General features: G+C 36.5%; 13 protein-coding genes and 1 pseudogene. 12 read left to right on the forward strand and 2 right to left on the reverse strand.

Annotation, left to right across the window (positions count from 1 at the left end):
• The first annotated feature begins 58 nt into the window (after positions 1-58).
• From J7I96_RS00085 to J7I96_RS00100, 4 genes are all read left to right on the forward strand, one after another.
• On the forward strand, positions 59-1,582 hold the full coding sequence (locus J7I96_RS00085) for an NADH dehydrogenase subunit 5 (RefSeq protein ID WP_214773375.1): 1,524 nt from the start codon (positions 59-61) through the stop codon (positions 1,580-1,582).
• On the forward strand, positions 1,579-4,191 hold the full coding sequence (locus J7I96_RS00090; RefSeq protein WP_214922272.1) for a DUF2309 domain-containing protein: 2,613 nt from the start codon (positions 1,579-1,581) through the stop codon (positions 4,189-4,191). The genes J7I96_RS00085 and J7I96_RS00090 overlap by 4 nt, the downstream gene beginning before the upstream one ends.
• Before the next feature lie 175 nt (positions 4,192-4,366).
• A complete protein-coding gene (locus J7I96_RS00095) occupies positions 4,367-4,732 on the forward strand; it encodes a Na-translocating system protein MpsC family protein (protein WP_214773386.1) in 366 nt (121 codons plus the stop codon).
• Positions 4,733-4,829: 97 nt separating this feature from the next.
• A complete protein-coding gene (locus J7I96_RS00100; RefSeq protein WP_214773373.1) occupies positions 4,830-5,324 on the forward strand; it encodes a carbonic anhydrase in 495 nt (164 codons plus the stop codon).
• A 136-nt stretch (positions 5,325-5,460) separates the two neighbouring features.
• On the opposite strand, the pseudogene J7I96_RS00105 reads toward J7I96_RS00100, so the two are convergent.
• Together J7I96_RS00105 and J7I96_RS00110 are read right to left on the reverse strand one after the other, a co-directional pair.
• Positions 5,461-5,694, reverse strand: a pseudogene (locus tag J7I96_RS00105) (homogentisate 1,2-dioxygenase); the annotation flags it as partial.
• 193 nt (positions 5,695-5,887) lie between these two features.
• On the reverse strand, positions 5,888-6,340 hold the full coding sequence (locus tag J7I96_RS00110; RefSeq protein ID WP_214773372.1) for a DinB family protein: 453 nt from the start codon (positions 6,338-6,340) through the stop codon (positions 5,888-5,890).
• A gap of 1,508 nt (positions 6,341-7,848) precedes the next feature.
• Here J7I96_RS00110 and J7I96_RS00115 point away from each other — a divergent pair.
• The 8 genes from J7I96_RS00115 (at position 7,849) to J7I96_RS00150 (ending at position 14,372) form a co-directional block, all read left to right on the forward strand.
• Positions 7,849-8,346 (forward strand): hypothetical protein, encoded by a 498-nt coding sequence (locus J7I96_RS00115; protein WP_214773370.1) that lies wholly within the window; start codon positions 7,849-7,851, stop codon positions 8,344-8,346.
• A gap of 102 nt (positions 8,347-8,448) precedes the next feature.
• A complete protein-coding gene (locus J7I96_RS00120) occupies positions 8,449-8,721 on the forward strand; it encodes a hypothetical protein (protein ID WP_214922274.1) in 273 nt (90 codons plus the stop codon).
• A 21-nt stretch (positions 8,722-8,742) separates the two neighbouring features.
• The gene (locus tag J7I96_RS00125; RefSeq protein WP_034311919.1) at positions 8,743-9,033 is read left to right on the forward strand and encodes a hypothetical protein; all 291 of its coding nucleotides are present in this window, start codon (positions 8,743-8,745) and stop codon (positions 9,031-9,033) included.
• Positions 9,034-9,319: 286 nt separating this feature from the next.
• Entirely contained in the window at positions 9,320-9,448 is a 129-nt protein-coding gene (locus J7I96_RS28690; protein WP_214775012.1) for a sporulation protein Cse60, read from the forward strand.
• A 235-nt stretch (positions 9,449-9,683) separates the two neighbouring features.
• Positions 9,684-9,887, forward strand: a complete 204-nt coding sequence (locus J7I96_RS00135; protein ID WP_096340629.1) for a cold-shock protein — start codon at positions 9,684-9,686, stop codon at positions 9,885-9,887.
• 546 nt (positions 9,888-10,433) lie between these two features.
• Positions 10,434-10,895, forward strand: a complete 462-nt coding sequence (locus tag J7I96_RS00140; protein WP_214772930.1) for a CarD family transcriptional regulator — start codon at positions 10,434-10,436, stop codon at positions 10,893-10,895.
• Positions 10,896-11,333: 438 nt separating this feature from the next.
• Positions 11,334-11,522, forward strand: coding sequence for a cold shock domain-containing protein (locus J7I96_RS00145; protein ID WP_214772924.1), 189 nt, complete (start codon positions 11,334-11,336; stop codon positions 11,520-11,522).
• A gap of 2,139 nt (positions 11,523-13,661) precedes the next feature.
• Positions 13,662-14,372 (forward strand): FadR/GntR family transcriptional regulator, encoded by a 711-nt coding sequence (locus J7I96_RS00150; RefSeq protein WP_098866208.1) that lies wholly within the window; start codon positions 13,662-13,664, stop codon positions 14,370-14,372.
• Positions 14,373-14,379: the final 7 nt, after the last annotated feature.

Consider the following 14,379-nt stretch of genomic DNA (forward strand, 5'->3'; position numbering starts at 1 on the left):
GTCAGAATCATCTTTTCGGAATGTGGGTTTCTTCCATCCATTGATAGGGGGAAGTAGAATGTTAATTTCTCTGCCAGAAATATTTTTCGTATTGCTTGCAATATCGGTGTTCAGCGCGCTATTGCTGTTATATCCAAGGGTTCCGCTGTCTTTTGTGCGGTTTCATGTCGGTATCACATTGTTGCCCCCGATTGCTGCCCTGCTGGCCCTTGTAACGACCAAGGAGACCATGATTTATGGCCCTTGGCGGTTTGATTCTTTATCATGGCTGCTGGCATTGTTTGTTCTAACCATTGGTTTTATCGTGCAGCGCTATTCTGTTCGTTACTTACTCGGTGATCGTGCCTATCGAAAATATTTTGCCCTACTGACTATTACTACTACTGTTGATTCAGGTGCCTGGCTGAGTAATGATCTTCGCCTGTTGCTGGTTTGCTGGGGGGTTACACTCCTGGGACTGACACTGCTTATAAGATTAAAAAAAGAGTGGAGTGTGGCTAGAAACGCAGCTAAGCAATCTGGCCGTCTATTTGCACTAGGCTGGTTTTTCCTAATGGGAGCTGTCATATGGGTAACCCAAGCCACAGGGCAATGGGAGTTATCGCTCATCCTCACCAAAAGTAGTCTTGCACAGCTTGATTCATGGGAAAGGACTTGTATTAATCTTCTGCTAATCCTGGCTGTCGTGATTCCAGCAGCACAATGGCCTTTTCAACGCTGGCTGTTAGATTCAGTAGTGGTTCCAACTCCTGTATCCGCGGTAATGCATGCGGGATTAGTGAATGCAGGCGGAATTATCCTGACTCGGTTCTCACCGCTTTTTACCGGAGATATAGCTCAACTTGTTTTGCTTCTATTGTCCAGTGTTTCAGTCATCATAGGGACCGGAATTATGTTGGTTCACGTTGATTATAAACGGCAGCTGGTAGGGTCTACGATTGCTCAGATGGGGTTCATGTTAATCCAATGTGCATTAGGTGCATATTTGGCAGCCATTATCCACGCTGTTTTACATGGTCTATTCAAATCAACCCTTTTCTTACAGTCAGGCTCTGCGCTTCATCACGACGCGGTGCCTGACTCTGGGACGCACCAGCCAGCGTCATTATTATGGACCATCACTGGCGGTATTTTAGGCCTCATGGTCGCACTAGTTATTTGGCTGTCTTCTCCTGGAGAGAGTTATCAATTGATAAGCGCTCTTACGTTAGGATGGTCGGTTTCTTTGGCCTGGACTAAGCTCGTGGCTTTTGGGTACGGACGTGTTGGGCGTATTGCAGGATTTTCTCTGATTACTGCAGCGGCAGTTGTATACAGTTTGGTACATGATATTTTTTATGATGTGTTACAGGATTCAATCCCAAAAGGAATTCAAGCACAGGCACCGGCGGCCATTTTGCTCTTGATTATCCTATTGGCCGGAAGTACTGCAGGTGTTTGGCTGGCTCGTCATCGTTCATCAACTGCCTATGCTGTCATTTATCTTTGGCTTGTACGATTGGGTGAGCCTCAAAATGATTTGGTCGAAAGTCATCCTAAGTATTTGACAAAATCATTCTTTGGAGGAGGTCATTTACGATGAATACAACAATAGCAAAAACATTACATTGGGGAAATCTGCCCGATATCATTGATTTTGATCTTATTGACTTGGTGAAATCCGCCAGCAGCGTCATTGCACCGCTTGGGCCAATTACCACGTTTGCAGCACGCAACCCCTGGATAGGCTTAGAGGGACAACCCTTTGAAAAAACAGCACGGTGGCTTAAGGATACTTGTGATGTAGATATTTACCCCAATGATTCCGTATTTCTGTCTGCACGGAATCGAGGCCAGATTCATCAGGATTTATTAGAAAAAGGACTTCAACAGTGGTTAAACTCACAATCTTTGGAGCTGCCGCGTGAGGCAGCAGAGCGATTCTGCCGGACTGCACTTTTACAGACTCAACCATCTTCCAGCGTTTTGGAAGCACCTGAGATAAAAAGTATTGCAAGAAAACTTAACCGTTTTGCATCGCAAATGATTGAAAAACACTCGGTTAAAACTTATAGCCAGCGCTTGGAACAGCTGGGAAGGGTGAATGCAGCTCACGAACTTAACCGCCATATGATCAAGTGGTGTAAATTGTTTTTGAATGAGTCCCAGGCTGTCTGGTCTATGCCCAATCGAGAAGAAGGTTTTTATCATGCGTGGCGGAAACTAGTCAGGCATGATCCGGCACTTAGCCGTAAGATACGTAAACAACTAAGTGAGCTGCCGGAAGAAGCTGATGCTGCCTTAATGGAAGTTTTGCTCGAACTCGAAATTCCTTTTTCAGAAATTCAAGACTATTTTAAGGCACATTTCCTTGCTTTACCAGGCTGGGGTGGTATGATGCTTTGGCGCTCACAGCAATCAATTGAAGAAAGTTCACTGCTTTTTGATTATTTAGCTGTTCGAATTTGTCTGGAATGGGCCTTAGTTAAACCCTCTCTTCCCTTACCTGAAAAAAGGAAAGAAAAAGTTCATTTAGAACCATTGATTGCAGTTTGGGCCGAATGGGGAAACCTGCCAATTGATGCTTGGTCACAATTATCTTCTACAGAAATAAAGGCACGTTTGACTCTTGCTTATCGTTTTGATAAGATTCTACGCAATCAGCTTTGGCTTGAAGCCTGGGAAAAAACATATGAAGACCAATTAAAGAAAATGATTACACGCCAACAGCCTGCTGGAGCTGCTGAAAACGTAAAACCTGCACTCGCCCAATTTGTATTTTGTATTGATGTGCGATCAGAGCTTTTTCGCCGAAAGCTTGAAACAGCAGGTGATTTTGAGACTTTTGGAACAGCAGGCTTTTTCGGATTACCGATTGAAACCTGCGAGCTTGGCAGTAATCACACGCATAACTCTTTGCCGGTAATGTTTAAACCGCAATACAGCATAAAAGAGTTTTCACAGGATTCTGAATCCTATCAACAAAGGCATCAAGCGGCCAGCTCACTAGGTGATACGTTTAAAACAATGAAACATAATCTGGTTTCCAGTCTAGTGCTACCGGAGATTAGCGGTCCCTGGCTAAGTCTACAAACGCTGGCTCGCAGCTTTGTTCCGCGAAGTGCAGGGCGGACATTAAGCAAACTGTACGAAACATGGCTGCATAAACCATCCACGGAACTCTCGCTTGACCATACGGATACATTGGAAACAGGTTTGCCAATTGGCTTTTCGGTGAAAGAAAAAGTACACTATGTACGTCAAGCTCTAAAAATGATGGGGCTGACCGATCACTTTGCACCACTAGTGGTTATTTGCGGACATGGAAGTCATAGCACGAACAATCCATATAGTTCCGCACTCGACTGTGGCGCTTGCGGAGGGGCATCAAGTGGATTCAACGCGCGGGTGCTGGCAGCCTTATGTAATCTTCCAAACGTAAGGAAGAGCCTTGAAAAAGAGGGAATTATGATTCCGAAAGATACCGTTTTTGCAGCTGCCGAGCATATTACCACACTTGATGAATTGCGCTGGATTTATGTTCCAGAACTGTCAGAAGAAGCTAAAGAAACATTTCTTCGTGTTCAAGCCGCGTTGCCAAAGGTCCGTGAGAAAGCCACTGCCGAGCGGGTTGTACACTTGCCAAATATTGGAAATAATTTCAAGAATCCGACGACTGAGGCGCAGCGTCTTTCAGAAGATTGGAGTGAGGTGCGTCCGGAATGGGGCTTGGCGCGTAACGCCGCATTTATCATTGGGGAACGCCGGCTGACACAAGGCTGCAATCTGGGCGGAAGAGTTTTCCTCAATAATTATAAATGGAAGAAGGATAAAAACGGTGCTATCCTGGCCAATATTATTTCAGGACCGGCAACGGTAGCTCAATGGATTAACCTGCAATATTATGCATCTACTGTGGCACCTCATTATTATGGCAGTGGGAATAAAACAACCCAAACCGTCACAGCCGGTCTCGGAGTCATGCAGGGGAACGCCAGTGACTTATTAACTGGACTTCCCTGGCAGTCTGTAATGAAATCGGATGAAGAGGCATATCATGAGCCACTGCGTTTACTGGTGGTCATCCAAGCACCGAGGGAGTATGTGAAACGGATACTGAACCACGATCATGCCTTTCAGCAAAAAGTGAAAAACGGATGGATTCGGCTTGCGTCCATTGATCCGGAAGGACACTGGGAGAGTTGGTCTTAACCTCTTTCCCAGATTTATATATACTTGTGTAAAGGCTGCTTTCTTTCTGGTTTTATAGCAATGGTACGTAGCTTTCAGAAAGAAAGTCATCACAATGGGCAGTAAAGATTATTTTTAGAATATTATAGGAAGTTTATCTATGAATGTAACTTTGAATAAAGGAAAAGGATTCGGTATGGATAAATCAAAAGGAACGATTGAAGCTGAGATTAGCAAAGCTTTAACACATTGGGAGAAAAATTATCTTGGAAGAGGTTCTGTATCTGTTAAATCAGATATCATACGGAATATGGTGATTGTGATACTGAGCGGAATATTAACTGCTGCTGAATATACAGTATGTCTGGATAAAGAAGGATTGTTATCAGTAAAAGAACATCGCAATAGTTTAGTGGAATCCGGTCTGGGTGATTTAAAGGAAATTATCTTAACGATAACAGGGGAAGAAGTAGTAAGTTTTCACACCGATCTTAGTACACAAACTGGAGAACGAGTAATGGTCTTTAAGCTTTCCAGTGACCTGCAAAGCAAATTATGTTAAAAACAAAGGATATGTTCGGACTCGCGCATTTTTCATATAAGAAAGAGTCGGGAAACTTATTTGGAACAAAATTCAAAACATTTATGGGGTGAATTTGATGTCTAGAGATGAAAAGAAAAAAGTACTATTTGTGATTGGAATGGAGCAGAAATTAGAACGATTCATTAAAGAAGAAACCAATGTCAATCCAGAAAACATGATCATTTTACAAACATATCAGCCAGTCGTTTCATACCCCTTCGACGATTTAATGAGGGACATCATTATTGCTGTGTATCAGGATAATGTTGAAGAAATTGTTGTGGTTTCCACAAATGATTATCAAAAGAATACTGGGGATATAATGAACAAAATATATAAAAACAAAGAATTACAGGACAAGATTCAAACATTAGATTATCTTTTTGAAAATTGCATGCCGGAATTTCCTGAGGGTACGGTAAGTGTATGGCTACATGGAGACAAAACTTTAACGGATAGCGTACAAAAAACTGTCAACATCATACGCAATCATCCGCTGCTGCCGTCACAGGTTAAGGTCAAAGAATTATATATTGATCAGGGGAATGAAGAGCTATCAGAAATTTTCTAAGAAACTATTGCTTATGTATATAATGAAATAAAAGTCTTAATTCCTTCAATTATAGGGATTAAGACTTTTTGTTTTGTAGTTTAATTATTGTTACAGTAATTAAACTATTATTGAATTTATTTTGATAGCCAGCTGCTCATACTAACTCATGTGCCTTTTTCATGAATACAGCGGTCTGAATGTATCGACCATAACAGCAAGTTCCCGTGTTTTTTTTTCCTATACTTGCTTCAATTTTTCCTGGATGTGGTAGACCGCTTGGATGAAGGGTAATCGATCCCTCTTCAATACCGTGGCGACTCATAAAGTCACCGTCCACATAATAAAGTACTTCATTACTGTCCACATTGCTGTGTACATAGGCGGCAGGCCTGTAATCTCCTGTAGGTCTTCCTCATTGATCTCCAATTTCCGTTCAATGAAACCTTCATTTTTTGGAAAAGGCCGCATTTTTCATCCGAAGAATGCGGCAATCATGCTTTTGAAAATAAACATCTTTATTGTCATTAATCAATTTGCTCATTCCCGAAAGTCCTCAATATTAATTCTTTACTCCTATATGTTCAATGAATGACGCGCTTCATCGCTTGAATTCGTCCCAAATGGTTTGCTTTGTGCAGTAACGGCATACCGGCTAATTCTCCAAAGGTTTTAAGTCCCATAAATGGTTTTTCCAGCGTTTCATTTAATCGTTCAGCAGGAATTTGTTGAGGACGAACTAACTGATCTTTCAACTGTATAACAAGCTCATCTACGGTAGGTACATCGTCTTTCCAATCAGCCGGCTTTGTGCCGTTCCCAAATAATTTGATATAGTTTGCCGGAAGATGGGTCGTTTTGTGGGGGAAGCCGAACATAAACTGTTCAGTAACCGTTAATACATGGCCGATATGCCATTGAATCGTGTTGTTAAAACCATCTAGCTGTACATTTGCTATTTCCTTCGAAACTGATTCTACATTTTTAATAAAATAACCTCTTGTCATCCCAAATTGTTTGAACACTAAGTTAGTCATACCTTTTTCCCCCTTTCAAATATCAAAAATTCCATAATGCACATATAGATGGATTAGGTAGCATTAAGCCTTCTGAGTATAACGATGTATACAGCAGTGAGGATCGTACAGGTGTACTATATTTAAAAGGATAGTAATAAAGCTCATTTTTATCGTTTTGGGGTTAACCTACTCCGTTAGGTTGATGGGCATGTTGTAGGACCCCTATATGAGTTCTTTTAATGTTATTTGTTTTTTAACAAACGGGCGCTTTCTCGTAGGAAGGTGTCTTTATTAGTTATCAATGAGAACTTAATAAGGAATCTGTTTGTTATTACTTATTAGACAATTAATACGTAATAAATAGGAAAGCTCTTAAAAAAAGCGTGAGATACCATGCTTCTCTGACTGTCGACAAATTCAAAAAATTCGGATTTTCTGACAGTCTTTTTTTGTATAATTTAGTTACAGAGGTGTAAATGGGGTGGATGAAATGTTAATCAAAACTAAACAGATGAATGGTGATCAAAACTAAACAGATGAATGGTGATCAAATAGAAATGATAGCTTTAGAACAACTTTTGCCAGCGGATCACTTAGTTCGAAAAGAAGCAAAGGTGTAGAGGACGTGGACTTAGCAAATGGTTAATGTGTGTAGTCATAGAACATCCTAAATTAAAAGGAACAAGTTTCCAACTTGCTACAAAGGATGCTCATTCTCTTTATAATCAATATGGTTTTAAGCCATTAGGACAAATTGAAAATAGAATGGCTAAACCTCTTAATTGGGAAGCTGTATATGATGGTTATAAATTAAACAAATAATCACCCAGGCTTTATTAAACAATCGGGCGCGTTTGTGGAATAACTCAATAGCTACTTGCTAACGATCCGTTTATTAGAAAAAAAAACCTGGGCACCAAAAAGGTGCCGAATGGGTGCCGAAAACGATATTATTTTATATTGTTGAGTGAATATTTTAGTGGGGAACGAATGTTTTGTTGTATGCTTTAATTAAGGTTAGATTGTATGATGTTCTCATGTAAAACTCCACAATCTATGGGCGGCATGATGTAATTAAGTGTTATAAATCCTGATATGAATGGGTTTATAAGCTTGATTTAATTCATAAGTGTCCGAAAAAGTGACCGATAAAACCTGGAAAGATAAGAAGAGAGGTCTTTCATTAAGTTATTGAACTTAATGGAGGCCTCTTTTTTTTGTTTATTTTATAGGATAGATAAGAAATGATTTTAATCAAACTTTATTATATTTTACAAAGCTACACAAATAGCTCTGGTAAGTATTCTACTTATATTTGTTTGATCAGATTGATGTGCAGATATAATAAAGTTGTTTTATTTACAATAAAGTCATTTAAAAAATAATAAATTTGTTTAATTCTTAAAGAACTAACGGGGCAGGTTAGTTAAAAAAGAGAATAATTGTCTCTAAAGAATGATTGACGATTATTTGCTACACTCTGTATAGGAGATAGCAAGTTAGGATGGATAGATTGGAGTGGTTTAATGTTAAAAAGATATAGATGGTGGATTGGTGCATTAGTTTTTTCGATAGTAGGATTCTTTTTTTATGACTTACTAAGTGAAGATAAACAAACGGTTGAGGAATTTGCAAATGAGTTTTACTCCTACACACTTCCAACCAAGACAAAGATTATTGAAAAAGGGTTCGACTATGGAGTTTCATATGGTGGTGGACCTTGGGGGAGTGGAGGTCAACCTACTGCGGTTGCTTATATGAAGTTATCTTCTGAACCCAGCGAAAAAGAGTTGTTGGACTACTTTGAAATTGACAATAATAAACCCTTAAGAGGTTTTGAAATTTACTTTAAGGGGGACGAAGAGATTAAAAAAACTTTTGATGGAAAGCACAGTTGGTATGAAGGAAAAATTCCATCCAATCCCAGCAAGGAAAGTAATAAAGGGGAACCCATTGAATTTATAGTACAAAAAAGAACAGTATTTGATTCTCCTTTGGGAGAGTTTGTTGACGTTTTTCATTAGAAGGGAGTCTTAAGGGAACTAGATAATCAACTAACGGGGCAGTTTAGTTCATTAACACATATGGGTTATTATGGTAGTATGAGGTTGTAAAGGAGGGGCTAAATGAAGCTGGTTTTTCAAGCATTTATTGGTTCAATTGCAATTCATATAATCTATTTAGTCGGTATGATGTTAGTCGGATATATAGAAACAAGGAACTATAAACCAGATATTGCAAGTGCATGGGATAAAGTAGAAACACTTCAAAATGAAGTAGTTTTTGGTAAGGTAAATTCTCCTTTTCTTTACTTATTCACATTTGTAGGAGTAACTGTGATTTGTGGAATTATAATATTTTCATATAAAAAATTGTTTAACTTAAGGTTTCTTAGTTAAAGATGAGGGAGTTTAAAACAAATGAACGAAAAATACAGCAAAAGATCTGCGATATTAAGCATTATAAGTGCAATAACAATGTTTATTGCTTATGAATTTGCTCCTGATAAACCTGAAGGTATGATGGTTGTTTTCCTAAAAGTATTATTTTTTAGTTCTATTATTACAGGTGTACTTAGCCTGGTTTTTAGTTATATAAGTTTTAAAAACAAAGAAGAAGGATTTCTAAAGAAGATAGCTCCTTTAATAATCTTATTGATTTTATTAGTATTTTCTTTTTCAATTATTGGGGTAGTAATAGGTTTAATGTAAAAAAATTCAATATCACTTATTGTGCGAACGGGTTCTTTACTTCATTAACAGGAGCTAATCAGTAGCTCCTTTTCTTATGCAACTAACGGGTGCGTTAGCTGAAGATCGGAGCTGTCTTTATGACAGCTTTTTCTTTATGCAGCTATCGGGGCAGAATAGTTGAAAAACAAAAGTACATAAATATTACAAACAAATAAGACGGGTGAAAGGAATTTAAATAAAAGGAGTTCTTATAGGAGAATATGCCTTTTGTGTATAAATATAAGATGAAGTGAGGGATAAATTTATGTATGAGGCAAAAGGTTTTCAAAGTACAGACTTCGCAGAACTTATTCGGGTAGTTAATGATTTTCTTGGCTCATTAGAGGAAGGAAAGCTGATAGATGTTAAATACAAGCTGTTCCTCTTGCTGTAAGCATGCACACAGAATAGGGAAATGAATCCTGATACAAAATATACGGCAATGATTATCATAAAGAAATAGTGAGCTTGTGTTTTTTCTTCATCTTGACATTTCTTACAAAAAATGTTATGATTAAAAAGAATTATTTTTGTTCGGTGTAAAGGATTTGTAACTTTTCATCTTGAAGATCACTGAGAGCAAGGGTAGTATTACATTGTGTGTGTTTACACACTAGGAGGCAATACAAATGGAAAAAGGTAATGTAAAATGGTTTAATGGCGAAAAAGGCTTCGGATTCATCGAACGTGAAGGTGGAGACGATGTATTCGTTCATTTCTCAGCGATTCAAGGCGAAGGTTACAAAACTTTAGATGAAGGTCAAGCAGTGACTTTTGATGTGGAGCAAGGTCAACGTGGACCTCAAGCTTCAAACGTACGTAAAGCTGCTTAATTTTACAAAACAGGGAAGGCAGGCTCTTTTATGGGAGTCTGCTTTTCTTTTTTCTGTGAAACAAAGAACCCCCACTCGTAAAGGAGTAGGGGACATGAAAACAGTAAATCAAATGGTAAACCAAGTGTAGCATATAATCATCCTAATTTAATGAGAGTGGCTTATAAAATGACTCTTATTTTTATGAGATACTTGAAGGATATTTTCTGCTTCGATTCTAATGGACTATCAAGGCGTATTGAGTATTTATGTTAAAATAAAGATTGTGATGAATTGCACTTAAAGTAACGGGTAGCGATTGCTGAACAAGGCAGGTTTTATATAGAATAATAATATTAAGGTTAGTAGAGGTTTCAGAATATACGCGGGAAAATTAACCTTCCCTTTATTGGTAATCCAACACGATTCCTATTGTTTTTGCTTTTTCTGATTTATAAGGAAAAAGTAGTTGACACTGAAAATAAATTTATGGTATTATTAAAAATTTGATAAAAAATAATATATATGTTAAGCTTAAGAAGGTTACCATATATGGAGGTGGATTATTTGTTTCAAATTGGCGATAACATTGTTTATCCAATGCACGGAGTAGGTATAATTAAAGCCATAGAAGAAAAGGAAATCTCAGGGGAAAAACAACAGTATTATGTCATAAAAATGTTAATTGGTAATATGCAAGTCATGATTCCTACGGGTAAAATATTGAGTTCAAGTATACGCCCTGTTACTGACATAATTGCATTAATACACATCATAAACATTTTTCATCATGGAGAATCAGATAGATTACTGCCGTGGAAACAAAGGTATAAAGTGAACACGGACAAAATAAAAACGGGTAAATTACAAGAATGTACTGAAGTTGTACGTGATTTAATGCGTATGAAGAAAGAAAAAGCACTTAATACAAGCGAAAAAAAAATGTTAGATAACGCACATGAATTTTTGATTAGTGAACTGGGATTAATTAAAGGGATTACTGAAAATCAAATAAAAAGTTTCTGTTAAGGTTAATTTAAGATAATGTATTACATCTCCCGAAAATATCCTGAATTTTTTGGGAATATATTTATAAAAGTAAATCTTTTCAAAGACATTCAACTTCTCCAACTCACCTTTAGAACATTAACCTCATTTGTTATTTCTACAATCTAATCCACTTTTATTATTTAAATTTCTTTTACGAACGTTTGAAGTTTCATCAAATAACTCGATAAAATAGTCACTTGATTTTTGCAATCCTGATTCACACTGGCACGGACAAGGAGCCGTAAGGATGAAAGAGAGGTAGGGCTTTCATTGTTTTAGGTATACAATATATTATTTAAGTCATTATTTCTAGAAGAAAAAACAATCAATCTCACCTCTATCTTTAAGAATTTTTTACATCTACTGAGACAGTGAATAGTAATTGTTTATCTTCTTTACGTAAAAGAGAAAAACGAATTGGTAACACCATATGGTCAACTACAAAAATTGTTTCCAGACCAGGAAACCATTTTTTATTTTATTTACATAACAATAGTAAAGATTACTGGTGATGGTTTTAATTCCTTTGATGAAGGGCAACGTGTACAATTTGATATTCTAAAAGGACAACGTGGCTCTCAAGCAGAAAACGTTTCTAAAATTTAATTGATCTCCTACCCCTTTGTAAATATGAACTCTGATCATAGGGGGGACCAAGCATAATCACCGCTTTGTACTTGAGTATACTTTTGTCATTTCCTTTTACTTTAATGGTTTCCCCGAATAATGGTACGAGGGGCCAGGTCCCTTGTACCATGAGACTACTTGTCCAATTCTCTATCCCTAGCAACTTTTCTCGAACGAGTAAGTTGCCATCTAGAAGAACAAAGAAACCACCCACTCTCCACAAGAAGATACTATAAAAAGGTCCCGCATTAATAGATCCAATAGTAGCTTTTTCTTGTTCCTGTTAAAGGAGATATTATTGATGACCAGATTTTGATTCAAGATTTCATAATGGATATGCAGTAGATATCACTACTAATAAAGCAGATATACCATCGACAGAAGAAATAAAGTAAAGGAAACAGAATATGCTTATCAAATAAATAGTCATTCTTTAATAGGGTGGCTATTTATTTTAGGGTTTTATTACATCTGATATTTTTTAAATGACAATAAATGTGGATTATTTCCAGAAACAATGCTATTAATTGTAAAATTCACACTCTAAGGCGGGACGCTTATGGATAAAAAAACGCAACTAGCTTTGATTTTTCTCTTAATACCTCTGGCAATATCAATTTATTTTTGATTTTCGGAAGCCTTATTACGAGGGGGATATGACTTAGCTATAGATGGTTTTGTAGTAGCCAGAGCATTAATGATTATTTACACATTACATTTATTAGGGAAATTAGGAGAATTTATTATTAAGAACATAAAAGATTAGCTATAGGGCTTTAAGATTTATGGACTAATAATCATTTAAAATATGATAAACTGAAAAATAATTTAAATTTTTAATTCTGTCTCAAAATTTAAGAATACTCGTTACAATGAGATTCAATAAAAAAAGCCTCTAAGGGAATGAACTTAGAGGTTTTTCTGAATGCGAATGGTCCTGGACAATCGTATTCAGAGGTCAAAATAAGGAGTACCCTATATTATGCAACGGAAAAGTTTGAATGTTCTGTGAAATGATACGTGTAAGATGTGTACTTTTTTTGAACACTTTAATTCCTCTCACTAGTACAAGATTACTTGTCATTTTGAGATGATTTTTTTGTGTACTATTAACTTCCTATAATTTATCTTATGTAAACTAAAAAACCTAAAAGGGCAATTTATGACTACCTTCCCTGCACGTTATTTTAATCTTGAGCTTTCGCATTTAATAAATATTTTATAAAATCTTCTCTTTTTTCACTTTATCTTTTTCACGATAATTGGTTCTTCTCTTCCAGCTGTTTCGCGGCCTTTCATCCTATTAGTTTGATAATATTGGTAGATGATCTCGTCTTTTTTATGAGTTTATTGGAGGTAAAAAATACACCATTGAGGTTAACATTTCTGGCAAGAATGTCAACGAACCTGTATATGAATGGGATAATATTCGAACGCTACTTTAAACTACGATATTTAGATACTAAATTAAAAGGTAATATTCAATTCGGGGAGCGTTATGGATAAGGGAGAAAAAAGGAACGTATTAACCGAATCATTATTGGAAAAGACCTTTCGTGTCCAAGACAAATTAGATTGAGAGAATGAGCGTCCCTGAATCCGGATTAAATCCTTGTTACTAACTGAAAAAAATAGTCCTAGTATGTAAAAGAGTAAAGTAAGGCAATTATAATGGTAAAACAAGATGAATATAGATTGCTTTCCATTGGAGGGCATAATTAAATAACTTAATTTAGTGAGTAATAATAATATGTGTATGTTCTGGCTGTTATCATTTGAAAATGTATTTATATATATTTTATATTTTTCTTAAAGGCTTTATTTTGCTTTTGATGTAAAGTGATTCAATATGGATAATAACGGAAGCAGGGGAACTGTTAGTATATTGCCCAGAATATAAGAAGATATTATAATAAAGTAAGTATGCGTCTTTAAATATAATAGTTGTCTACTTTGTTTGTTGTACAATAAGGTAACGTTTAGACTAATTTCCATTTATTTTAACAATATTAGATGTAGGGTGAGTAAATGTAGGATAAAATGAGATGGAAACTGTTTTATATGACAATAAAATTGGATTGTAATTCAAACGTAAGATAAAAAAAATTTAAGAATGGGGTGTTTTCAATTAATTTCAATCCAGTCTCCAGTAAAAAGTTATATGTTCAAATTTATAATCAAATTCTTTCTAGTATACTTTCAGGAGAATTTAAAATAGGTGATAAACTACCCGCGGAGAGAGAATTATGTGAACAATTTGGTGTGAGCCGTGCACCAGTCAGACAAGCTCTTAGTGCTTTGGAACTGAATGGATTTATCTATTCTCGACAAGGCGAAGGTGTTTATATTCAAAGTAATCAACCTCAATCAGAGGATTCTAAATCTGATCACGTTTTAGACTCTATATCACCAGAGGATATTATTGATGCTAGAATGAATATCGAACCACTTATTATAAAATTCGCTGCTGAAAGAGCTACAGATGAAGATATTCAGGAGCTTCATACAATTATTAATAAGATGGAAGAAGAAACAAACGCGGGTGTATATGTACCCGAAACAGATGAGGCATTACACTTTGGGATTGCAAAAGCAACACATAATGAACTATTTATTAAAATCATTTCAGACATTATTAGTTCGATGAAACAGCAAGAAATGTGGCAATTTATTCGTGATCGTACCGTTACTCGACCAGATTATCGAGATGTTAACTTTCGTGAACATCAATTACTGATTAAAGCAATTGAAGAACACAACCAAGAGGAAGCAGTGAAACTCATGACATCTCATATGCAAAATTTATATAACCGATATTGGATTGACTAATTAGATG

It is taken from the genome of Bacillus sp. ISL-78, assembly GCF_018613455.1.
GTDB lineage: Bacteria > Bacillota > Bacilli > Bacillales > DSM-1321 > Peribacillus > Peribacillus frigoritolerans.

Bases quoted from the DNA above. Each gene is read 5' to 3' on its own strand.
- J7I96_RS00135 (WP_096340629.1), top strand. From the start codon at position 9,684: ATGGAAAAAGGTAATGTAAAATGGTTTAATGGCGAAAAAGGCTTCGGA.
- J7I96_RS28690 (WP_214775012.1), top strand. From the start codon at position 9,320: ATGTATGAGGCAAAAGGTTTTCAAAGTACAGACTTCGCAGAACTTATT.
- J7I96_RS00090 (WP_214922272.1), top strand. From the start codon at position 1,579: ATGAATACAACAATAGCAAAAACATTACATTGGGGAAATCTGCCCGAT.
- J7I96_RS00115 (WP_214773370.1), top strand. From the start codon at position 7,849: ATGTTAAAAAGATATAGATGGTGGATTGGTGCATTAGTTTTTTCGATA.
- J7I96_RS00120 (WP_214922274.1), top strand. From the start codon at position 8,449: ATGAAGCTGGTTTTTCAAGCATTTATTGGTTCAATTGCAATTCATATA.
- J7I96_RS00095 (WP_214773386.1), top strand. From the start codon at position 4,367: ATGGATAAATCAAAAGGAACGATTGAAGCTGAGATTAGCAAAGCTTTA.
- J7I96_RS00085 (WP_214773375.1), top strand. From the start codon at position 59: ATGTTAATTTCTCTGCCAGAAATATTTTTCGTATTGCTTGCAATATCG.
- J7I96_RS00100 (WP_214773373.1), top strand. From the start codon at position 4,830: ATGTCTAGAGATGAAAAGAAAAAAGTACTATTTGTGATTGGAATGGAG.
- J7I96_RS00110 (WP_214773372.1), bottom strand. From the start codon at position 6,340: ATGACTAACTTAGTGTTCAAACAATTTGGGATGACAAGAGGTTATTTT.
- J7I96_RS00125 (WP_034311919.1), top strand. From the start codon at position 8,743: ATGAACGAAAAATACAGCAAAAGATCTGCGATATTAAGCATTATAAGT.